The sequence below is a fragment of the Parapedobacter pyrenivorans genome (assembly GCF_014636865.1).
Lineage (GTDB): Bacteria > Bacteroidota > Bacteroidia > Sphingobacteriales > Sphingobacteriaceae > Parapedobacter > Parapedobacter pyrenivorans.
The window spans coordinates 1,668,011-1,689,587 of sequence record NZ_BMER01000001.1 but is presented as its reverse complement, the minus strand read 5'-3'; the positions used below and the strand labels follow the sequence as shown (position 1 = coordinate 1,689,587).

Annotated in this window: 19 protein-coding genes; 12 read left to right on the top strand and 7 right to left on the bottom strand. The window is 49.6% G+C overall.

Annotated features, from left to right (window positions below; genetic code table 11):
- Nucleotides 1-105: 105 nt before the first annotated feature.
- The 7 genes from miaB (at nt 106) to groL (ending at nt 7,053) form a co-directional block, all read left to right on the top strand.
- Nucleotides 106-1,542 carry a tRNA (N6-isopentenyl adenosine(37)-C2)-methylthiotransferase MiaB gene (gene miaB, locus IEV98_RS06630; protein ID WP_188505089.1) on the top strand — a complete coding sequence of 479 codons (1,437 nt, stop codon included), beginning with the start codon at nt 106-108 and terminating at the stop codon, nt 1,540-1,542.
- Nucleotides 1,543-1,593: 51 nt separating this feature from the next.
- Nucleotides 1,594-2,844, top strand: a complete 1,251-nt coding sequence (locus IEV98_RS06625) for a sigma-54 interaction domain-containing protein (protein WP_188505088.1) — start codon at nt 1,594-1,596, stop codon at nt 2,842-2,844.
- 11 nt (nt 2,845-2,855) lie between these two features.
- Nucleotides 2,856-3,377 (top strand): LptE family protein, encoded by a 522-nt coding sequence (locus IEV98_RS06620; RefSeq protein ID WP_188506147.1) that lies wholly within the window; start codon nt 2,856-2,858, stop codon nt 3,375-3,377.
- A 38-nt stretch (nt 3,378-3,415) separates the two neighbouring features.
- The gene (locus IEV98_RS06615) at nt 3,416-4,423 is read left to right on the top strand and encodes a hypothetical protein (protein ID WP_188505087.1); all 1,008 of its coding nucleotides are present in this window, start codon (nt 3,416-3,418) and stop codon (nt 4,421-4,423) included.
- Nucleotides 4,424-4,436: 13 nt separating this feature from the next.
- On the top strand, nt 4,437-4,775 hold the full coding sequence (gene secG / locus IEV98_RS06610) for a preprotein translocase subunit SecG (protein ID WP_188505086.1): 339 nt from the start codon (nt 4,437-4,439) through the stop codon (nt 4,773-4,775).
- A 217-nt stretch (nt 4,776-4,992) separates the two neighbouring features.
- Nucleotides 4,993-5,268, top strand: coding sequence for a co-chaperone GroES (gene groES / locus IEV98_RS06605; RefSeq protein WP_188505085.1), 276 nt, complete (start codon nt 4,993-4,995; stop codon nt 5,266-5,268).
- A 147-nt stretch (nt 5,269-5,415) separates the two neighbouring features.
- Nucleotides 5,416-7,053 carry a chaperonin GroEL gene (gene groL / locus IEV98_RS06600; RefSeq protein ID WP_188505084.1) on the top strand — a complete coding sequence of 546 codons (1,638 nt, stop codon included), beginning with the start codon at nt 5,416-5,418 and terminating at the stop codon, nt 7,051-7,053.
- A 96-nt stretch (nt 7,054-7,149) separates the two neighbouring features.
- On the opposite strand, the gene IEV98_RS06595 is transcribed toward groL, so the two are convergent.
- From IEV98_RS06595 to IEV98_RS06575, 5 genes are all read right to left on the bottom strand, one after another.
- Complete coding sequence (locus IEV98_RS06595) at nt 7,150-7,476, bottom strand: nucleotide pyrophosphohydrolase (RefSeq protein ID WP_188505083.1); 327 nt, start codon at nt 7,474-7,476, stop codon at nt 7,150-7,152.
- 24 nt (nt 7,477-7,500) lie between these two features.
- Nucleotides 7,501-7,959 carry a D-aminoacyl-tRNA deacylase gene (gene dtd, locus IEV98_RS06590; protein WP_188505082.1) on the bottom strand — a complete coding sequence of 153 codons (459 nt, stop codon included), beginning with the start codon at nt 7,957-7,959 and terminating at the stop codon, nt 7,501-7,503.
- Between the two features lie 35 nt (nt 7,960-7,994).
- Entirely contained in the window at nt 7,995-9,230 is a 1,236-nt protein-coding gene (locus IEV98_RS06585; RefSeq protein ID WP_188505081.1) for a PQQ-dependent sugar dehydrogenase, read from the bottom strand.
- A gap of 121 nt (nt 9,231-9,351) precedes the next feature.
- Nucleotides 9,352-11,817: a TonB-dependent receptor gene (locus IEV98_RS06580; protein ID WP_188505080.1), complete on the bottom strand. Its 2,466-nt coding sequence runs from the start codon at nt 11,815-11,817 to the stop codon at nt 9,352-9,354.
- 238 nt (nt 11,818-12,055) lie between these two features.
- The gene (locus IEV98_RS06575; RefSeq protein WP_188505079.1) at nt 12,056-13,177 is read right to left on the bottom strand and encodes a putative sensor domain DACNV-containing protein; all 1,122 of its coding nucleotides are present in this window, start codon (nt 13,175-13,177) and stop codon (nt 12,056-12,058) included.
- Between the two features lie 89 nt (nt 13,178-13,266).
- Here IEV98_RS06575 and IEV98_RS06570 point away from each other — a divergent pair, with 89 nt between their 5' ends.
- Entirely contained in the window at nt 13,267-13,632 is a 366-nt protein-coding gene (locus IEV98_RS06570) for a phage holin family protein (RefSeq protein ID WP_188505078.1), read from the top strand.
- A gap of 26 nt (nt 13,633-13,658) precedes the next feature.
- On the opposite strand, the gene IEV98_RS06565 is transcribed toward IEV98_RS06570, so the two are convergent.
- Nucleotides 13,659-14,522, bottom strand: coding sequence for a helix-turn-helix domain-containing protein (locus IEV98_RS06565; RefSeq protein WP_188505077.1), 864 nt, complete (start codon nt 14,520-14,522; stop codon nt 13,659-13,661).
- Between the two features lie 36 nt (nt 14,523-14,558).
- Nucleotides 14,559-14,954 (bottom strand): DUF983 domain-containing protein, encoded by a 396-nt coding sequence (locus tag IEV98_RS06560; protein WP_188505076.1) that lies wholly within the window; start codon nt 14,952-14,954, stop codon nt 14,559-14,561.
- A gap of 216 nt (nt 14,955-15,170) precedes the next feature.
- Between IEV98_RS06560 and IEV98_RS06555 the strand changes: the two genes are divergently transcribed.
- The 4 genes from IEV98_RS06555 to IEV98_RS06540 all read left to right on the top strand — a co-directional run bounded on the left by IEV98_RS06555 (nt 15,171) and on the right by IEV98_RS06540 (nt 21,432).
- Entirely contained in the window at nt 15,171-17,963 is a 2,793-nt protein-coding gene (locus IEV98_RS06555) for a DUF1553 domain-containing protein (RefSeq protein ID WP_229738607.1), read from the top strand.
- A gap of 12 nt (nt 17,964-17,975) precedes the next feature.
- Nucleotides 17,976-19,466, top strand: coding sequence for a DUF1501 domain-containing protein (locus tag IEV98_RS06550; RefSeq protein ID WP_188505075.1), 1,491 nt, complete (start codon nt 17,976-17,978; stop codon nt 19,464-19,466).
- A gap of 71 nt (nt 19,467-19,537) precedes the next feature.
- Nucleotides 19,538-20,974, top strand: a complete 1,437-nt coding sequence (locus IEV98_RS06545; protein ID WP_188505074.1) for a c-type cytochrome domain-containing protein — start codon at nt 19,538-19,540, stop codon at nt 20,972-20,974.
- Nucleotides 20,975-21,189: 215 nt separating this feature from the next.
- Nucleotides 21,190-21,432, top strand: coding sequence for a DUF6266 family protein (locus IEV98_RS06540; RefSeq protein ID WP_188505073.1), 243 nt, complete (start codon nt 21,190-21,192; stop codon nt 21,430-21,432).
- Nucleotides 21,433-21,577 lie beyond the last annotated feature (145 nt).

The following is a 21,577-nucleotide window of genomic DNA, read 5'->3' as shown; positions in this document are numbered from 1 at the left end:
GCACCTAGGCAAATATAAGTGCATAATCCAAAAAGTCTCACATTCTGCCAAACTGTCATTCATTCAAAATATTATTTTTAACTTTGTAAGCTTTAATTATCAACGATGTTTGAGATACCGACAAGTACGAAACAGCACGACGAATCGCGGCAAGGGGAAGCATTGCTTATCGAAAACGACCCGCAGAAAAGTAATGGTCGGAAGCTGTATATAGAAAGTTATGGTTGCCAGATGAATTTTTCGGATAGTGAAATCGTGGCTTCCATCCTCCTTGACAAGGGCTTTGAGACAACGCGGGACTACCGGGAAGCTGATGTGATATTCATCAACACGTGCTCCATCCGTGAAAATGCCGAACAGCGCGTACGCAACCGACTGAAGGAATTTGAATCGGCCAAGGCCAAAAACCCAGGGATGGTGGTCGGTGTATTGGGCTGCATGGCCGAGCGGCTGAAATCCAAATTCCTTGAAGAAGAAAAACTGGTGGATGTGGTGGTTGGGCCGGATGCCTATCGTGACTTGCCTAACCTCATTGAGCAGGTTGACGAAGGTTCGCGTGCGGTAAACGTATTGCTATCGCGCGAGGAAACCTATGCAGACATCAGTCCGGTACGCCTCAATACAAATGGGGTTACCGCATTCATCTCCATCATGCGGGGCTGCGACAACATGTGCTCCTTCTGTGTTGTTCCGTTTACCCGCGGGCGGGAACGCAGCCGAGATCCACAGTCTATTGTGAAGGAGGCTCAAAACCTCTTCCATGCCGGATACCGGGAAGTTACCCTTTTGGGGCAAAATGTAGATTCTTATAAGTATACCGCTGCTGTTGCCGATGGAGAAGAAGCCGGCCCGACGATTACCTTTGCCAATTTATTGGAACTGGTTGCCCAGGTAAACCCCTTACTGCGCGTGCGTTTTTCCACGTCGCATCCAAAAGATATTACCAATGACGTACTATACACCATGGCGAAGTACGAAAACATCTGTAAGTACATCCACCTGCCCGTGCAGTCTGGCAACTCACGGGTACTCCAGCTGATGAACCGGACCTATGATCGGGCATGGTATATGGAACGGATCAATGCCATCCGCAGTATCATTCCCAACTGCGGGATTTCCACGGATGTGATTACGGGATTCTGCAGCGAAACGGAGGAAGAACACCAGGAGACCATCTCGATGATGGACTATGTAAAATATGACTATGCCTATATGTTTGCCTACTCGGAACGACCCGGCACATTGGCCGCAAAACGCTATGCGGATGACGTACCGGAAGAAGTGAAGAAACGGAGGCTCACCGAAGTGGTAGACCGGCAGCGCAGACATAGCCTGGAGCGCCTGCAAACCTATGTTGGGAAGACGCACAAGGTGCTTATCGAAGGATTTTCTAAACGATCAGACAAAGACTATTGCGGCCGCAACGACCAAAATGCAATGGTCGTTTTTCCGGTTGACGAGCGCTACAAGGTAGGTGACTACGTGAATGTTTTTACCGACAAGTGCACTTCAGCGACATTGATTGGAGTAATTAGTAGTTAGTAGATACTTTATACTAAATACTATTACTAAGTACTTAGTACCAAGATAAAAATGGATACGCAAGACATAAAAAATAGATTCGGCATCATCGGCAATTCACCGCTGCTTAACCGGGCGATTGATGTGGCACGACAAGTGGCACCCACGGATATTTCGGTGTTGATTACGGGCGAGAGCGGAAGTGGTAAGGAAGTATTTTCGCACATCATCCACCAGCTCAGCTCACGCAAACATGGCCCCTTTATCGCAGTCAACTGCGGGGCAATACCTGAAGGCACCATCGATTCCGAACTTTTCGGCCATGAAAAAGGCTCATTCACCGGGGCACATGAGGCAAGGAAAGGATATTTCGAGGTGGTAAACGGTGGCACCATCTTCCTAGATGAGGTTGGCGAATTGCCGTTGGGTACGCAAGCGCGTCTACTACGCATTTTGGAAACCGGCGAATATATCCGTGTTGGTTCGTCGAAAGTACAAAAAACCAATGTACGGGTTGTTGCCGCCACGAATGTAGACATCTACAATGCCGTGCAAAAGGGCAAATTCAGGGAAGACCTTTATTACCGGCTTAATACGGTACCGCTGCGCACACCAGCCCTACGCGACCGGAAGGAAGACATCCACTTGCTCTTCCGTAAGTTCATAGCCGATTTTACGGACAAATACCGCAGCCCTAATGTGCAGCTCACGGCCGATGCACAGCAATTGCTTGCCAATTATCCATGGCCGGGCAACGTAAGGCAATTGAAAAATATCGCTGAGCAAATTGCCGTGCTGGAAAAAGAGCGGCTGATTGACGCGCAAATACTCCAGCAGTATCTGCCGTATGACAACAGGAGTAACCTCCCTGTACACGTCACCTCCAAGGGAACGGATGATTTTTCCGAACGGGACCTGCTTTACAAGGTGCTTTTCGACATGAAAAAAGATATGGTGGAGTTAAAAAAATTGGTGGTGGAAATCGTTCAAAACGGAGTGAATTCACGAATTATGGAAGATAATTCACCATATATCAACCAATTATATCGCGAAGTAGACAATACAACACCGGAGCAATTGGCTACGCCACCCCAGTTAACCATTCACCGACCACCTACTAGCGGACCAAGCGAGGACTTCCATTTCCATACACAGGAGGCCGAAGAAGTGGAGGAAGAATCGCTATCCCTGGTAGAAAAGGAATCGGATTTGATCAGAAAGGCATTGAAAAAACACAAAGGCAAGCGAAAATCTGCGGCGCAGGAATTGGGGATATCCGAAAGGACATTGTATAGAAAGATAAAGGACCTCAACTTAAATTGACACGGATGAATATGGCGCTCGCGAAAAGAATCTCCTATATATCCCTGCTACTGGCTCTGCTATCCACACAGGGTTGTGGCATCAAATACGGTTTTACCGGGGGTTCCATTCCCGAGGGGATGAAAACCTATACCGTCGAATTTTTCGAGAACACGGCCCCGATTGTCAGCCCTACACTGAGCCAAACGTTCACCGAGGCCCTTAAAGAACGGATACGCAGCCAATCCAGCCTCAGCCAGGTAACCAACGATGGCGATGCCATCTTTGAAGGACGGATTACGGGGTACAGCATCGCGCCGGCGGCCGTAGAAGCTGGCACTGATCGTGCAGCACTCAACAGGCTATCAATCACTGTCAATGTCAAATATACCAATAACATCAAACCCGAGGATAATTTTGAGGCGCCTTTTACCCGCTTTAAGGACTTTTCCTCGGCCGGCAGTTCAATACCGGCACAGGAGGAGGCGCTTATCCGGGATATAAACCAAATGCTCACCGAAGATATTTATAACCGGGCGTTTGCCAATTGGTAGGATACCAAAATGATTTGGAAAATTTGAAGACTAGCTGAGTGGAAAAGGTAAATTATAAGGAACTGTATAACAAAGCGCTGTCCGACTCTTCGGCGATCGACGACGAAACGCTGTCAAAATTGATTGACCGTTATCCGTATGCGCAGCCGCTGCGATATATCAGGGCCCGTAAACACTTCCAGAAGCATCACGCACATGACGATGATGCCCTGTTATACACCGATCTACAAGGTTGGTTACATGGCTATATCGTTTCTGAAGCTCCTCCTGCAGGTTACGCAGCGGAAGGCGTGCCATTGATCAACACGGTTACAGCTGCGGAGATCGAAACCGTCGTACCTGATGCGGACGACTCGGGGCTAGCCGAACATCCCGTAGCTATCGACTATTTCGTTTATGACGAAAAATCGGAGCGTGAAGTCGAGACCCCATCGGAAGACATACCTTCCGAGGACGTACCTTCGGAAGACCTATCTTACGAAGTAGTGCCCCTAGCACAAGCGACACCGCATGAAAAGGTAAGCCTGTATAATGACGATCATTTGCCTTATAGCTTTCTTTGGTGGCTCAACAAAACCCGCATGGAACATGCACATACCTATCAACCCTATGCCCCACTTGGTAGTAAATCCGATGTTCCGGTAGATCAATCGCAAAAGCCCGATGAGGAGCGCGTGCTGGACCATCAGATCAGGGAAAGCATCTTCCACCTACAGGCACCGGAAGAAAAGCTGAGCACCGAACAGCAGGCGGAAACCGTGCATTTTCAGATTCCAAAAAAAACAGACCCCATCATCGAACGGTTTATCCGGGAAGAACCGCAAATCAAACCACCACAAGCAGATAAGATAAATTTAGAAAACAAGGCACGGAAAAGTGCCGAAGACCAATCAACACTGGTAACGGAGACCTTGGCGAAAATATATGTGGAGCAAGGGCTTTATCCAAAAGCGATAGCCATCTACAAAAAATTAAGTTTGAAATATCCCGAAAAAAGTGCTTACTTTGCCGCCAAAGTAACTGAATTAGAGAATAAATTGTCTTAACATCATATAAACAATGCAAACACTATTGATCATACTGATTATTCTGGCCAGTGTGCTGTTGTCTTTTCTGGTTTTAATCCAAAACCCAAAAGGTGGTGGATTGGCTTCGGGCTTTGCCGGTGGCACCAACCTGATGGGGGTGAAACGTACGGGGGATATCCTGGAGAAAGGTACATGGGGTCTGGTAATCGCCATCATGATCTTCTCATTGGTGATAAATGTGATGAGCCCTTCAGCTGGCTCGGGCGGCAGCGGTTTGACCGAACAAATCACACCTACGGCACCTGCCACTTCGCCACTACCCCCAGCTGGTGCTCCTACAGCGGTGCCAGAAGCAGACACTGCACAATAAAGAAATCGAAGGCCCCGCGTATACCGCGGGGCCTTTTCCTTTCACTGCCAATCACACTGACATCCTGACACGCTGCTAAAAAAGGCTTGTGACTACTGACCTGAAAAATGAAAAAATGGCAAGGTCGGGGCACAAAACATGACTTGGCATAGTTGATGACGTAAGTGGGGTAGGAAAACAAAATAAATTAACATTAAATATTAAATTTAGATCAATTATGGCGTTAAGTATTAAACCTATCGGAGACAGAGTGGTGGTAGAAGCCGCCCCTGCAGAGGAGAAGACCGCATCAGGTATCTACATTCCAGATACCGCAAAAGAAAAGCCGCAACGTGGAACCGTAGTGGCAGTTGGTGCAGGAAAAACGGACGAACCTTTGACCGTAAAGGTAGGAGATCAAGTGTTGTATGGCAAATATGCCGGCACCGAAATTACTTACGAAGGAAATGAGTACTTAATCATGAAGGAATCTGATATCTACGCGATCGTTTAAGATCAGCGGCTATCGGAAATTCCTATTTTCCTCGTGAGCAATCAGTTTAATAATTAATGGTTTATTGAAAATTGCGATACGGGATACAGCGTAATCAAGCTTGAAAAATCCCGCATTGCAAAGCGCAAATCTCAAATCAATTAAAAAATGTCGAAACAAGTAAAGTATAACGTTGAAGCGCGTGACGCACTCAAGAGAGGCGTAGACACGTTGGCAAATGCAGTGAAAGTAACATTGGGCCCACGCGGTCGTAACGTAATCATCGAGAAGAAATTTGGATCACCTTCTATCACGAAGGATGGTGTTACCGTTGCAAAGGAAATCGATTTGAAGGATGCCCTGGAAAACATGGGTGCCCAAATGGTTAAAGAAGTAGCTTCCAAAACCGCTGACCAAGCTGGTGATGGCACGACTACGGCTACCGTTTTGGCACAAGCCATTATTGCACCGGGATTGAAAAGTGTTGCTGCCGGAGCCAATCCAATGGATTTGAAACGCGGTATCGACAAAGCGGTCAGCACCGTAGTTGAAAGCCTGCAAGGGCAATCAAAAACTGTTGGTGAAGACAACAACAAAATCAAGCAGGTAGCCAGCATCTCCGCCAATAACGATGAGGTGATTGGTTCACTGATTGCCGAAGCCATGGAAAAAGTCGGCAAAGACGGTGTGATCACTGTTGAAGAAGCTAAAGGTACCGAAACTGAAGTGAAGACTGTTGAAGGTATGCAGTTCGACCGCGGTTACCTGTCGCCTTACTTCGTAACCAATACGGACAAGATGGAAGCCGACCTGGAAAATCCTTACATCCTGATTTACGACAAGAAAATCAGCAACATGAAGGAATTGCTTCCCATTTTGGAAAAACAAGTACAAACCGGCAAACCATTGTTGATCATCGCTGAAGATCTTGATGGTGAAGCGTTAGCTACCTTAGTAGTCAATAAGATCCGTGGTTCACTCAAAGTTGCCGCTGTAAAAGCACCCGGCTTTGGCGATCGCCGCAAAGCCATGCTGGAAGATATCGCTATCCTTACCGGTGGTACGGTTATCTCTGAAGAAAGAGGGTTTAAATTGGAAAACGCCGACCTAAGCTATTTGGGCCAGGCAGAGAAAGTGGTTGTCGATAAAGACAATACCACCATCATCAACGGATCAGGCAACACAGACGATATCAAAGGCCGCGTAAACCAAATCAAGGCACAAATCGAAACCACTACGTCAGACTACGACCGCGAGAAATTGCAGGAACGCCTGGCTAAATTAGCCGGTGGTGTAGCCGTATTGTACGTAGGCGCTGCTACCGAAGTGGAAATGAAAGAGAAGAAGGACCGTGTAGACGACGCCCTCCACGCTACCCGCGCTGCGGTGGAAGAAGGTATCGTAGCCGGTGGCGGTGTGGCCTTCATCCGTGCTAGCGAAGCGTTGAAAGACCTGAAAGGTGCCAATGAAGACGAAAACATCGGCATTGAAATCATCAAACGTGCCATCGAAGAGCCGTTGCGCCAAATCTGCAACAATGCTGCTGTAGAAGGTGCAGTAGTAGTACAAAAAGTGCGGGAAGGCAAGGATGACTTCGGTTACAATGCACGCACAGGCAACTATGAAAACCTGATCGGTGCAGGTGTAATTGATCCCACCAAGGTTACCCGTATCGCATTGGAAAACGCTGCTTCCATTGCTGCGATGCTGTTGACCACCGAAGTGGTGTTGGCAGACGAGCCAGAAGAAGAAAAAGCTGGTGCTGGCGCTCCTCCAATGGGCGGTGGCATGGGTGGAATGATGTAAGAACATCGCGTCTCCGGGTTACCGGAGACCATCCTAAGCAAATAAAAAACGGTACATCTTTTAGGGATGTACCGTTTTTTATTTGCTTTACGATTTTTACTTCAGCTTCTCGTTATTCCGATGCCGATCCGCATCCCGGATCTGTTTCTTTTCCAGGTTCTTCTCCAAGGCTTTGGTCAGGTCGATACCGGTTTGGTTAGCCAAACAGATCAGCACAAAGAGCACATCAGCCATTTCATCAGCCAAATCAACCTCCTCATCGGATTTTTTAAAGGATTGCTCGCCATACTTACGCGCCATGATCCGCGCCACCTCACCGACTTCTTCCATTAAAATGGCCGTATTGGTGAGCTCGTTGAAATAACGGATCCCCGTGGTGTTTATCCAATGATCGATCTGTTCCTGGGCCTCTTGGATGGTCATGTTGTGGTGATTAATGAATGGTGATCAGTGATTGTCTTTGTCTTTCGTATCCATGATTATCGTTACCGGACCATCGTTTACGAGCGTGATTTTCATATCGGCACCGAATATTCCCGTAGCGACTTCCTTGCCCAGATGGGTAGCAAGCACCGTAATCATGGCTTCATACAGCAGGACCGCCCTATCGGCCTTAGCCGCCCGTATAAACGACGGTCGATTGCCCTTTTTTGTTTGTGCAAAGAGCGTAAATTGAGAGATTAACAGTACTTCGCCGCCCACGTCATGAATCGATTTATTCATCAATCCATTTTCATCACCAAATACGCGGAGATTAGCAATTTTTTGTGCCAGCCATTGGATATCTTCAATGCCGTCCGCTTCTTCAATGCCCAGCAATACCAGAAAGCCCTGGCCGATAGCCCCTGTTATTTTTCCAGCTACCGCACAAGAAGCCTCCGATACGCGTTGAATGACTGCCCTCATGCTGTCAAACTACACAGGTAACAGACCAAACCAAGCTACTTCCCGATCCGGTATAACCGTCCGCCATCAGTAACGGCATACAATGCCCCATCCTTGCCCTGCTGCACATCACGGAACCGCTGTGCCTCCTCCGTCAATAAACGTTCTTCACCGACAACCTTATTATCCTTGATCACCAGCCGCGCGATATGCACACTGCTTAACCCGGCAATGAATAGGTTATTCTCCCACTCGGGGATCGAATTTCCCGAGTAAAATGTCATCCCACTCGGCGAAAGCACCGGATCCCAATAGTAAACTGGTTGTTCCAGACCTTCTTGTTGCTGAATCGCACCTCCAATCTTATCTCCGCTATATTCCAACCCATAGGTGATGGTCGGCCATCCGTAATTCTTTCCCGGTTGGATGAGGTTCACCTCGTCACCTCCACGCGGCCCGAATTCATTTTCCCAAAGGTCGCCTGTAGCGGGATGGAAAGCCAGCCCCTGTACATTGCGGTGTCCATAGGAATAAATCTCGGGGCGGGCATCACTCCTTCCTTCGAACGGATTACCCGGAGCGGCCTTACCTTCGGTGGTAATGCGCAATACCTTTCCCAACGCGGCATTCAAATCCTGCGATAAGGGTCTGGTAACGATGTCCGAACGCTCACCGGTGCTCACGAATAGGTAGCCTTCTTTATCAAAAAGAAGCCGCCCGCCATAGTGCAGATTGCTTTTGTGGGCAGGCGTTGCTTGATAGATAACCGCCGCATTTTCGATCGTCTTTTCATCATCCGCCAACCGGCCTTTTCCAATAGCTGTTAACGTCCCCGCAGGTGTATCCTGTGAAAACGACCAATAGACCATCCGGTTTCCTTCGAAATCGGGATCAATGGTGACACCCAATAGTCCCCCTTGGCCGGCGGAATTAACAGCGGGAAGGCCCGTGATGGCGTCACTCAAATCGCCAGCTGAAGTGGCAATCCGAAGAGTTCCCCCTTTTTCGGTGATCAGCAATCTACCGTCCGGCAGAATGGCAATGCCCCATGGCCTGTTGAGCCCTTCACTCAGTACCTTAGTTTCATAAGCCGTCGTGGTTTTTACACCCGCTATGCGGGTTTGACCTTCAAAGGCGGGTTTATAATCCGTGTTAGGTGCTTTGGTCTCCACAGGAGCATAAGTAGAATCTACGGGTGGATGGTCTGTTTCTTTCGATGCTGATGAATCACAAGACGAAACCGCCAGCGATAATGCCGAAAGTACCCCAATTGACTTCCATGTATGTTGCATAGTGAAAAATTTGCCTAAAGATAACTACATTTCCTTGATAAAATCAATGGCCATCACCTACTAAAAAGAAAGCGCGCTATTATTTTTACAACAGCGCGCTTTCCCCAACCACCGTATTAAGCTAGAACTTAAGGTTTAATCCCAATAGGAAGTTTGCGGTAGCTTGTGGGTAATAGAAGTTATAGTCCACCCGATCTGTCTCCGATAGGTAGTAGCCCCACGTATATCCGCTCGACGCGTATTTTTGACTGAGTATGTTGTTGACCAACAAAGTCACCCCCACGTTTTTTAGCTTCCAGAAGGATGTATGGTATGCTGCCCGGATGTTGTTTACAAAAAAACCATCAATACTTCGGCTAGCACTGCCCGTGTTATCCAAATATTGCCGCGACACATACTTACTCAGCAAGGCCAGTTCTACCGGCTTCCAGGGCTTAAAAGCAAGCTCGTTCGATGCGACCCAATCCGGGGAAAAGGAGATGTCTGTGGTTTCATAAAAATTCTCCACATCGCCCACAACCTCTGTAAAATCCCTGATTTTATTCTGGCTGTAAGCCAACGTGGCCCCCCAGGAAAACCAAGTATTGGGCACCCACCTACCGTCAAACTCCAATCCAACACGATAACTATCGTCTACGTTCCTCCTTAAGGTGCTACCCACATCGTTGAGCTGCCCGGTAAGTACCAATTGGTTTTTGTAAAGCATGGCATAACCATTCACGCCGATATTGAATTGCTGGGACCGGATACGGTAGCCCGCCTCGACGTTGTGCAACTGCTCAGCCTTGGGTGTTTGCTCAATGGGCCAATCTGTAAAATCACTGCGTACGGGCTCTTTGTTGGCCAACGCATAGGAAGCATACACGTTACTCGCAGGAGACAATTGGTAGGTAAGCCCTACCTTCGGATTAAAAAAATCAAACGATGCGTCTTGCGTGATGTCGCGCAGATCATTATCTATTCCCGTGATCGCGTAGTCGATATGCCGGTATTGTACATCGGCAAATAGGAATAAATCATCCCAATGATAGGAAGCTTTCAGATAGGTATTGAAATCTTTTTTCGTTGCATCCCCATCGTAGTACCGATACGATGTATGGAAAGCTCTTCCTGATTCACCCACGTATTGGCGCTCAGTGAAAATTGGATAACGCGACCAAACGATATCACCGTAATGACCTCCTTCGTATTGATTGTATGCTCCGCCCCAGGTAACCTCAACGCCTCCGACAGGCTTATAGACCAGCGAATAAGTACCCCCATAAAAATGATTGTCCAGCCACCGCTGGCGTATCAAATCTGTCTCTTCGATGGTCTCTCCGCCTATGACGACCGGCGACAGCCCATAGTCCGTTAGGCCATCCCCGTCTTTAAACTCCTCGTAAAATCCCTTTCCCCGCGTATAATGCAATGCCGTATTGAGGGTCCATTGGTCGGAAAGGACTGTGGAAAATAACAACTGGTAATGGGTTTGGCCGTAATTGTCCGTCTGATTGTCATATAGGTATTTGTTATACCTCCGGTCTGAGCCTATCAAATTTTCGATTTCATAATCTGTCAGCCCATCGTCACCCGCATAAGCTTCCATGGCTGCCCTATCTCCGGCGAGCCTGGATTCCGGTGTACCGTACCACGCTTGATAGGTCTTCTCCTTCCCGCCAAACACATTGGCACGCAACAAGCTGTTCTTGCCATGCCATGCACCGGATAAAAAGAAGGATTGCAGATCGGATGTCGCACGATCGATGTAGCCATCACTGCTAATGCGCGATAAGCGGCCATCGAAACTAAACCTCCCATCAATGAGGCCAGTACCCAATCTTACGGTATTTTTCAACGAATTATATGAACCGATCGAGTTGTCTAGCTCGGCATAGGCTTCTTCATTGAGGGTATTGGTTTGGATATTGAGGCTGGCGCCGAAAGCCCCGGCACCGTTGGTGGATGTTCCCACTCCACGCTGAATCTGAATGTTATCCACAGAAGACGCAAAGTCCGGTAGGTTGATGAAAAATGATCCCAGACTTTCTGCATCGTTAAGCGGAATACCGTTGACGGTTACATTCGTGCGCTGCGCATCGCTGCCACGGATGCGCATGCTGGTATAACCAATACCCGCTCCCGCATCTGAAGAAACCACCACACCGGGGGTTTGGTCTAGCAAATAAGGGATGTCCTGCCCCAGGTTATTCTTGGCAATGTCCGCTTTGCCTAGGTTTTTGTACGTGGTAGCTGTATTCTCGGTAGCCCGGGTGGCCTGTACAACCACTTCGTCGGTAAGCAGTGTCGCCCGGTGCAACGAAAAATCAACCAGCTGATCACCTGAAATCGAAATCTGCCGGGTCGCGGATTCATAGCCCAGGTGGCTCACCACAATGGAGTAAGTGCCGGATTTCACGTGCTGAATGATGATTTTTCCTTCGGCATTCGCCTGCCCACGGTAAATCGTCCCTTCGAGCTGTACCGAAGCACCCGGCATCGGCCTGTCATTGTCTGCATTGACCACCGAAACGGTGATGTTGTGCTGCGCCATGGCCACGCCCATGCACGCGAAAAGCGCAATCCCTGCGATTGACTTTTTAATCATTTTGTAACTTGTAATTTTTAGTTAAACATCACTGCTATAAGGGGTTCATAGCAGCCCTATTATTTAACTTACCTTCCCTACGCCGGCATTATCCGGATCAGGTGCTTGACGCAAAAGCGCCAATGGGTATGATCTCAGCCTTTATTTGTGTTTGTTGAACCAAACAAGGCACCCCTAAATGATGATGCAAAGGTACGCTATTTTTTCGCTATTGCAAGCGGACTGCACAGGTGTTGTATTACATCAACAGCGTATCAATGCGATGGCCGTGCACCAACTGCTGCTTTTCAGACCACGAAAACACGGTAAACGTACCATCCTGCGAAGCGACCATCGCAAGGGAATCGTGCTGATCGTTTACAAACTGTGCCGCAGCCAGGTGGCGGGTTCCACCGATATTCGTCGCGTCCAGTAATTGCATGGCGCTGCCTGCAACGGGCTCGGTAATCATCAATTGCGCTACGGGAAGCGCGTGCGGCGAACGGGCCACTTTGGCGCCAAAAGCCAACAACCGGTGGTCGTGTGTAATCACCGTAGCCCCATCGATAGCCGAATAACCACCCACCGCGCTGATCATTTTAGCTGTCATCTCCGAATAAGCGATATCCGGTGCTCCTTCATCGGGGTGACTAGCCAGTGCCGGGTGGTGGTTTACCAAGTAGTTAATGGGCTTCACAATGGAATGCAGCCATGCCGAACTACTGGGTGGCACCACCAAAAGCAATGCTCCCCGGCCGTGGCTGCGCATAGCCAGCGCCAATTGCACCAAGATATTCTCCTGTTCACCAGCCGTTGATGAGGCGGAGAAGCCCAGCAACGCGGAAAGTATCCCCGGGCAGTCCGTCAGCCCCCAATGATTATCATCCATGATTTTAATCTGATTGCCCTTCAGCACGGCGATGTTGATAAACTTGCCCGCACGGTCACTGTGCTTCTGCTTCACCACCAGCAATCCGGCTTCCACCACTTCCACTACCATGCAATGAAGCGGTACTTCGTAAGTCGTTCCCCAGATATGGAAATTATCATCATCCATCCAGACGCCGAGGTGGATCCCCGGCTGTAGTACAGCGGGCGACAACTTGACAAGGTTGTGCGGGCTGAAGCGTTGTCGGTGGTGAAAAACAAGACTATTCCCTGCCATATCGGGTGGCGCAAAAGCGATCGAAATTTTCGGTTCATAACCTTCCTCTCGACGCAGGCTGGCCCAAAATGCGGTATCGATGATGGTTTCGATGACCGGAATATCCGGGATAAGACGCCGTTCGGCATCCGGATGGAGGCCCACCTGCTTTTCGAAATGTGCAGCTATGCGATCCGATACGATTTTCGCTGCTAAATAAGTAGGTTCTGAAATCATTTTTGCCTACCGGCCAAACAATTTGACCGGTTTTGATATTTATGGGTTATATTAGCAAACTTACATAAAAATCAACAAACTGAAATGTTATGCGATTCATCATTGATGTATTATTGACAGGATTAGCGGTATTTCTAGCCGCATTGATCCTGCCCACCTCGGCGGTAACCGTCGCCGGATTTGGCTGGGCGATTGTTGCGGGGCTCATCATTGCCTTCGTTAATGCAACCATTGGCACAGTGCTTCGGGTTTTTACGTTCCCCCTCAATTTCCTCACATTGGGGCTTATTTCCTTTATCATCACCGTATTGATGGTGCAGCTGACCAGCTATTTCATGGGCACCAAGTTTGAAGTGGCCAATTTTTGGTGGGCGGCCGTGTTTGCGATCATTGTGGCGCTGATCCAGCTGCTGTTGAATGGGATCTTTGGTTCAAAAAACAGCAATTCAGATTAATGCCTTCCCGAAGGAATAAAGGAAGGTTAATCAATTGTTCTCCGGAAAGCCTCGGGCGTGGTGCCCGTGTATTTCTTAAAAAACTTAGTGAAATTGGAGTTGTCTTTAAAATTGAGCTCATCGGCGACAGCCGCAATAGCGAGCCGGGGGTTTACCAATAGCCGTTTAGCTTCCAGGATCACTCTGTTACGGATTACTTCGCCCGCCGATTGGCCCAGCAACTCCGAACAAATGGCGTTCAAGTAGTTGGGCGTTATATAAAGTAGGGCTGCATAGTCTTTTGGTAATCGGAGCTCGGAATAATGTTTCCCCACCAGTTTTCTGAAATTCCGGAGCAACACGATGTTATTGGAAAGCGGTGAAGGCTTTGCTGGTTCATCCAGGCTCGCCAAATCGAGGAATAATCGGAGCGCTAGTACCCGCAATTTGTCGAGGTGAAGCATGCTGATGGATGGTACCAACGCGATCATTTCCTCAAAGATATCCGCAATACGCGTGCGCATCTGCTCGGGAACAGCCAGCACGGACTGTTGGGCTTGCCCCTGAAAAAACGTAAACTCTTCGATGTAATCGGGGCGTAGCAAAAACTGGTGGAAGAATGAGGGTGAAAAATTAAGTACATATCCTTCCACCTCACCTTCAAAAGCCCAACGATGTACCTGTCCGGGTACCATCGCGTACAATTGGAACGGACGCACCTCAAAACGATCGAAATCAATGGTATGATGACCGGCACCCTTGGTGAAATATACCATGTGGTAGAAACTGTGCCGGTGTGGCACATGGAGTTTACGATGCTGCCCGATATACGGTGCAAAAGAACCCACTAAAATATCAGACCGGGAATCCAGTCCCGCAATATCGTATACCGGGTAAACCTGCCGCGTCATGGGCAGTAAGTATACCGCTTTTTTGTGGTGTTTCGATCAGCTTTTTTCTTCCGGCCTGTAGTACAGCCCCGGAGTGAGCCAGTAAAGCAGAATAACCCGCGAATAGCGGAAATTAAGGGGTGAAAACAGGATGACCGTTCCAATAGTCGCAATAAGATAAGGCCACGGCCCATCCATATAACCGGTAATGAGGTAGAAACCTACACAAGCCGCAATCATTTCAGCCATCGCCATGGCATAACTCACAAACATCGCCACATAGAAATAACCCGGTTCGCGTTCAAAGCGCAATCCACAATGAGGACAGGTTTCGTTCATCTTTTGCGCTTTCAGCGCATAGGTTTTGCCACTGAACATATTCCCTTGGCGGCATCTTGGGCATTTTGCTTGAAGTGCAGCCTTGATTGGGGTGAGTGCTTTATCGTTTTCCATCTTATTTGATATACTAATCGGGTTAAAACCCCTGTGATGCAAAGATAACCTTCTAAAACCTATCCCATTGGTAACTTCTAGGTATCTTATGGTATTTTTTGCGGATATCCTACTATTACGGAATCGACTGCATAAACTTTTTCGTTGGAAGTCCGTCCAAAAGTACCTACCTTGGACTGTTAGTTAGGACCAATTGCGATCAATTCTGGGGTTTCGATGAAAACAGCGAGGATGCGATATATGTGGAATAGCCGCCGAAAAAAATGGTACATTGTCATCGGTATTGCCATTGCCGTGCTGGTGGTTGCCTTGTTGCAGGGGAAAGAAGATCCGATCGACTTCAGCTCCGAAGTAAAACCCATCATCAATAAGCACTGCATTAGTTGCCACGGCGGGGTGAAGAAAAACAGCGGCTTCAGTCTCCTTTTTGAAGAAGAGGCCTTCGCCATCGCAGAGTCCGGCAGTGCGGCCATTATTCCGGGCGATGCGGAACATAGCGAATTTATCCGCCGGCTCACAGCTGATGATCCCGAGGAGCGGATGCCTTACAATGCTCCGCCATTGAGCAAAAAAGAGATCAAGGTACTCACCCGCTGGGTGGAAGAAGGTGCAAAATGGGGCGAGCATTGGGCATATTCACTACCCAAGAAAGTAGCCGTACCCCGTTTCCGGTTTGGCTTGGCTTCCTTATTTAGCTTTGCGGGCAGCCCGTCGATGTACAGCGAAATCGATTATTTCATCCAGGAAAAGCACCGTGAACAAGGACTTTCGTTTTCCGGCACAGCCGACCGCGCTACCTTGCTCCGCAGGGTATCATTAGACCTCACCGGGCTACCGCCCTCGCCCGAACAAGTCGCGGCTTTTGTAAACGATGATCGAAAAGATGCTTATGAGCGCCGCGTAGATAGCCTATTGGCTTCACCGCGATTTGGTGAACGGTGGGCGTCCTGGTGGTTGGATATCGCCCGCTACGCCGACACCAAAGGTTATGAAAAGGACGCCTCACGGCAAATATGGGCCTATCGCGATTGGGTCATTAAGGCCTTCAACAGCGACAAGCCCTTCAATACATTTACGGTAGAACAATTAGCCGGTGACCTGTTACCCAATGCCACTAAAGATCAACTCATCGCTACCGCCTTTCACCGCAACACCATGGTGAACGACGAAGGGGGTACCGACGATGAGGAGTTTCGCGTAGCGGCTACGATAGACCGCGTAAATACCACGTATCAGGCTTGGCTCTCCACCACATTTGAATGTGTACAATGCCACAGCCATACGTATGACCCGATCAAGTTCGAGGAATACTACAAGTCGCTGGCATTCTTCAACAATACGCGCGACGAGGACACACCGGGCGACTATCCGACGCTCCGCTTCTATAATCGCGAAGACAGCTTACAGGTTGCGGAGGTGAAACAGTGGGTGGCCCAGCATGCCTCAGCCGAGGCCGTTGCTTCCATGGATCTGTTTTTGCATGCGCTCGAACCCAAGATACATGCCCATGCATGCGACCAATTGATCAATGGGGCGTTGGTAGACACCAAATGGCTGGGCATCCGCAATGGCGGCAGTGCCCGCCTACCGGCCATCGCCCTCAATGGAAAGGATCGATGCTATTTGAACTATGCTACGGGCTCCGCTGGTGGCGTAATGGAAATACGGGCGGATAGCCCCGACGGGCCGGTATTGGCCAATATCGCCTTGCCGGCCACCAACGGTACGGAAACCATTGCAGTCCCTATCGTGCCCTTGGATGGCCAACATGACCTTTTTTTGCAGTTCAGAAATTCCTCGATACCTGCAGACCGCCCGGTATGCCTCGTAGAATGGATGGCGTTCCGCAAATCATTGCCCGGCAACGGCGAGCCAGATTATCCCAAAATGCAACAGACCTTCCTGGAATTGATAAACACGCACACTCCTTCTGTACCCATATTGGTTGAAAACCCGCAAGATATGCGGCGGGAAACCCACGTGTTTGAACGGGGCAACTGGCTTGTGAAAGGTGAAGTGGTGGAACCCGCCGTACCCCAATTTCTCCAAGATTTCCCAAAAGACGCCCCGCAGAATCGCTTAGGCTTTGCGCAGTGGCTGGTCAGCGAAGACAACCCACTGACCGCCCGCACACTTGTAAATCGGCTATGGGCACAATTATTTGGCCGAGGCATCGTAGAGCCACTGGGTGACATGGGTTCACAAAGCGATCCGCCCACCCATCCCGAGTTACTGGATTGGCTGGCCTTACAATTCATGCATGAAATGGACTGGAGTGTGAAACGCTTGCTTCGCGAACTCGTGCTATCGACGACCTATCGGCAATCGTCTGCATTGGAGGGGAAATCCGCTGAAAAAGACCCAAACAATATTTACTATGCCCGGGGACCACGGTTTAGGCTCTCTGCGGAGCAAATCCGGGACCAGGCATTGGCCGTGAGCAACCTCTTAAGCACAAAGATGTACGGCCCCAGCGTGATGCCTTATCAACCTGATGGGGTGTGGATGACCGTATACAGTGGTGAGCGCTGGGCTACAAGCGAAGGCGAAGACCAGCATCGCCGAGGGCTGTACACCTTCATCAAGCGGACCAGTCCTTATCCCTCCTACGTCACTTTCGACGCATCCAGCCGGGAAGTCTGCTTGGTAGACCGCATCCGTACCAATACACCACTACAGGCACTCACCACGCTCAACGATCCGGTGTACCAAGAAGCGGCACTACACCTCGCTAAACGTATGGAAACCCAAGGTAAAGGAAAACCCACGGATGCCATCCGGGCAGGGTATCTTTCGGTGATGCAGCGCCCGCTCGCACCCGATAAACTCACAGCACTTGAAAGGCTATTCAGGGAAACCCTTGCTCATTATCGCCAGCAGCCCACTGAGGCAGCCAAGCTGCTCGGCACATCGGCAAGCGGCACGGCGCAGAAAGACGCCACCACCGCTGCTTACACCGTGGTAGCCAGCACATTGCTGAATCTCGACGAATTTCTTACCAAATCATAATACGCTGCAACGATGGAAAAGTTATTGAAGGAAGCACAAGAAGCGACACTCCGGGCGGTTACCCGCCGACATTTCCTCCTAGAATGTGTGGCCGGCGTAGGCAGCATCGCGTTGGGATCCCTACTCGGGGGCTGCATGGGCACCACGAAAAGCGGACTGGAAAGCGGGTTGCTGTCCGATACCATGAACCCCTTGGCTCCCAAACCCCCACATTTTGCCGCGCGTGCCAAAAGCGTGATTTACCTGCACATGGCAGGGGCACCCTCCCAGCTTGAGCTTTTTGACTATAAGCCCGAGTTGCATAAACTCCACAACCAGCTATGCCCGCAATCGTTACTTGAAGGCAAGAAATTCGCCTTCATCCGTGGTACCCCCAAAATGCTGGGGCCGCAGGCCACGTTCAGCCAATACGGCGAAAGCGGGGCGTGGGTATCCGAACTGCTCCCCCATTTTTCGAAGGTGGTAGATGAAGTGAGCTTCCTCAAAGCGGTGCATACCGACCAGTTCAACCACGGGCCGGCGCAGCTCTTCATGCATACGGGGAACGCCCGTTTGGGTAGGCCCAGTATCGGCTCTTGGGTTACCTATGGGTTAGGCACCGAAAACAGCAACCTACCGGGGTTTGTTGTACTCACCTCGGGCGGGAAAACCCCTGATGCAGGAAAAAGCGTATGGGGCAGCGGCTTCCTTCCGTCGGTATACCAAGGCGTGCAATGTCGCTCGCATGGCGACCCCGTGCTGTACATCAGTGACCCCGACGGAATAAGTCGCGATGTCAAGCGAAAAGCCATAGACGCCATCAATGCGGTGAATATGGAGGAATACCAGTCGTATAGAGATCCTGAAATCCTGGCTCGCGTTGCGCAATATGAAATGGCCTATAAAATGCAGGTTACTGTACCGGAAGTGATGGATATCAACAACGAGCCCGAATACATTCATGAGCTTTACGGCACCCAGCCCGGCAAGGAATCCTTTGCCAACAATTGCCTGCTTGCACGCAAGCTGGTGGAACAGGGTGTGCGCTTCGTACAACTGTTTGACTGGGGATGGGACAGCCACGGAACGGACGTGGGTACGGCACTCGACCTGGGCTTCCGCAACAAATGCCGGGAGATAGACCGCCCGATGACCGCCCTCCTGCTCGACCTCAAACAACGGGGTCTCCTCGACGACACCTTGGTGGTATGGGGTGGTGAGTTCGGCCGTACGCCCATGCAGGAAAACCGCGACAATAAGGACATGCCCTTTGCCGGGCGCGATCACCACCCCGATGCCTATACCATCTGGATGGCCGGTGGCGGGGTAAAAAAAGGAGTGACGTGGGGTGAGACCGATGAAATCGGTTTTTCAGCCGTGAGTGGCAGTACCGCCGTACACGATGTACACGCCACCATGCTCCACCTACTGGGCTTTGACCATGAAAAACTGACCTACGATTTTCAGGGGCGTCCGTTCCGCCTCACCGATGTGGAGGGTCATCTTATCCAAGCACTCGTTTAATTTCTGATACCAGCAATGAAGAACAATACTTCGGCTACTATCCTTCGGCCAAAAACCCGCTACTGCAATTAATGGAAAGCAACGGCGATATGCTCCTATTCTTTGGTAGGTGGCACCCCTTGTTGGTGCATCTGCCCATCGGGATGTTAGTGCTGTCTTTTTTGTTCGCACTACTCGGCCAGCGGAAGTCTTACGCAGCGTTGGTTCCCGCTGTTGCAGTTACCTTGCTGTTTGGGGCTGCGGCCGCCGTGTTATCCGGTATCTCAGGATACCTGCTATCGCTTGATGGCGGATATGATGCACAAACACTATCACTCCACCAATGGCTGGGTATCAGTGTTGCATTGGTGAGCATCCTATGCTGGCTGCTGTACAGAAAGCCCACTATCGAAAAAGACCTGCTCAGTCCCCTTCGCAAAATCCGGTTTGCATTTCTTACCTTGATGGTCGCATTACTTTGCCTCGCAGGGCATTTTGGAGGCACACTTACCCATGGTGAGGATTATTTAGTGGAAGCGCTGCCCGAACGGACCCGCCAGCTATTGGAATGGCAACCCGAGCGGATGGTCATCAAAGATGTGCAGGAAGCGGCCGTATACGCCGACATCGTTCAGCCCATTTTCAGGCAGCGCTGCCAAAGCTGCCATGGCCCTAAGAAACAAGAGGGTGAGTTAGCACTGCACACGATGGAAATGCTTATGAAGGGTGGCGAGAATGGAGCGGTAATCACATCCGGTGACACGGCAGCGAGTGAGTTGTATCGGCGACTCATGTTGCCAGAAGGGCAAGAAGACCGCATGCCTCCTAGAAACCGTACCCCCATAAGTGAGGATCAAATCAAGCTTATCGCTTGGTGGATCAGCGTAGGTGCGCCGGAAGACAAGCAAGTAAAAACGCTGGACCAACCCGAAGAAATCAAACCGGTGCTACTTGCACTGGAAGGAGGTGCGGATGGGTCCGATATGCTCGACTCGAACGCCGCATTGGCCGATCTGCCACCGCCGAATGCCGATGCCGTTGAGAAATTGCGCGCTAAAGGTGTAAAGGTAGTCACGCTGGCAGCAAACAAGCATCAATTGGCCATCAACGCGATCAACTACCCCGAGTTCAACGCTGAAGACGCCCAGCTATTGGCTGCACTAGGTGAACATGTGGTCCAACTTGAACTGGGCGACACGAAAATCACGGACGACGCGCTGGAACCTATTGGAAAATTGGCTAGTCTGCAGCAGTTACATTTAAAAAACACGGCGATAGGAAATGCTGGCCTCGCACACATCGTTGCATGTAAGCAGCTTAGGTATATTAATCTGGTCAACACCAAAGTAACGGATGAGGGCTTGCACGCATTGACACAACTACCTGCGTTGCAAGCGGTTTACCTTTATCAAACGGCAGTCACCGCCGCAGGCGTGAGCTCGCTGGCCCAATCGCGGCCTGTGCTGCAAATCGATACCGGCAGCTATCAATTGCCAGCGCTGCCTACGGATACAGTGGTATATCAATAAATCGTCTATTTTCCGAAGTATTCTCCGTTATCCCTAATTGGCAGATTGCCTATTACCATTTCCAGTGTAAGCCGAAAAACTATAGGGAAGTACTAAGAAGATTCTAGGGACTTTATAGGGACAAATCCCTACTATTTGCCTGTTACCTATCCATTAATTTCCACTAACTATTGGAATTGGTGATAGCTTTTGGTTACTTTAGGGTGAACTTAAAGATGATAGACTCTGGTGAAGGAAACGCTAGTGGCAGAGACAACCTATGGGTGCTGTTATTTTTTCCAGAATACGAAACAACCGAATATCTTTTCAATGGGGCTACACGGGATAAGGGCCAGGATATTATTCCGGTCCGGCCGCATCATCTCGGTAAGCCCGTACACGTCTACGCCTCGTTTAACCGGTACAACGGAAGCGATATTTCGCCGAGCAGCTATATCGGTATAGTACCACATAGCTGATATACCCGTAAGACTAACAAAGCTTAGTGGATTTTCGTTGTAAAAGTCGTTAAGTGTATTCCATACCGCTTTGATGTCAAACAGATTTTGTTGTACATTTTTAGTTATTAATAAAAAGTAAATGACGTTGATAATTCAGGTTAGC

Coding starts and splice junctions, on each gene's coding strand:
- miaB (WP_188505089.1), top strand. CDS start 106: ATGTTTGAGATACCGACAAGTACGAAACAGCACGACGAATCGCGGCAA.
- IEV98_RS06625 (WP_188505088.1), top strand. CDS start 1,594: ATGGATACGCAAGACATAAAAAATAGATTCGGCATCATCGGCAATTCA.
- IEV98_RS06620 (WP_188506147.1), top strand. CDS start 2,856: ATGGCGCTCGCGAAAAGAATCTCCTATATATCCCTGCTACTGGCTCTG.
- secG (WP_188505086.1), top strand. CDS start 4,437: ATGCAAACACTATTGATCATACTGATTATTCTGGCCAGTGTGCTGTTG.
- groES (WP_188505085.1), top strand. CDS start 4,993: ATGGCGTTAAGTATTAAACCTATCGGAGACAGAGTGGTGGTAGAAGCC.
- groL (WP_188505084.1), top strand. CDS start 5,416: ATGTCGAAACAAGTAAAGTATAACGTTGAAGCGCGTGACGCACTCAAG.
- IEV98_RS06595 (WP_188505083.1), bottom strand. CDS start 7,476: ATGACCATCCAAGAGGCCCAGGAACAGATCGATCATTGGATAAACACC.
- dtd (WP_188505082.1), bottom strand. CDS start 7,959: ATGAGGGCAGTCATTCAACGCGTATCGGAGGCTTCTTGTGCGGTAGCT.
- IEV98_RS06585 (WP_188505081.1), bottom strand. CDS start 9,230: ATGCAACATACATGGAAGTCAATTGGGGTACTTTCGGCATTATCGCTG.
- IEV98_RS06580 (WP_188505080.1), bottom strand. CDS start 11,817: ATGATTAAAAAGTCAATCGCAGGGATTGCGCTTTTCGCGTGCATGGGC.
- IEV98_RS06575 (WP_188505079.1), bottom strand. CDS start 13,177: ATGATTTCAGAACCTACTTATTTAGCAGCGAAAATCGTATCGGATCGC.
- IEV98_RS06570 (WP_188505078.1), top strand. CDS start 13,267: ATGCGATTCATCATTGATGTATTATTGACAGGATTAGCGGTATTTCTA.
- IEV98_RS06565 (WP_188505077.1), bottom strand. CDS start 14,522: ATGACGCGGCAGGTTTACCCGGTATACGATATTGCGGGACTGGATTCC.
- IEV98_RS06560 (WP_188505076.1), bottom strand. CDS start 14,954: ATGGAAAACGATAAAGCACTCACCCCAATCAAGGCTGCACTTCAAGCA.
- IEV98_RS06555 (WP_229738607.1), top strand. CDS start 15,171: ATGAAAACAGCGAGGATGCGATATATGTGGAATAGCCGCCGAAAAAAA.
- IEV98_RS06550 (WP_188505075.1), top strand. CDS start 17,976: ATGGAAAAGTTATTGAAGGAAGCACAAGAAGCGACACTCCGGGCGGTT.
- IEV98_RS06545 (WP_188505074.1), top strand. CDS start 19,538: ATGGAAAGCAACGGCGATATGCTCCTATTCTTTGGTAGGTGGCACCCC.
- IEV98_RS06540 (WP_188505073.1), top strand. CDS start 21,190: ATGATAGACTCTGGTGAAGGAAACGCTAGTGGCAGAGACAACCTATGG.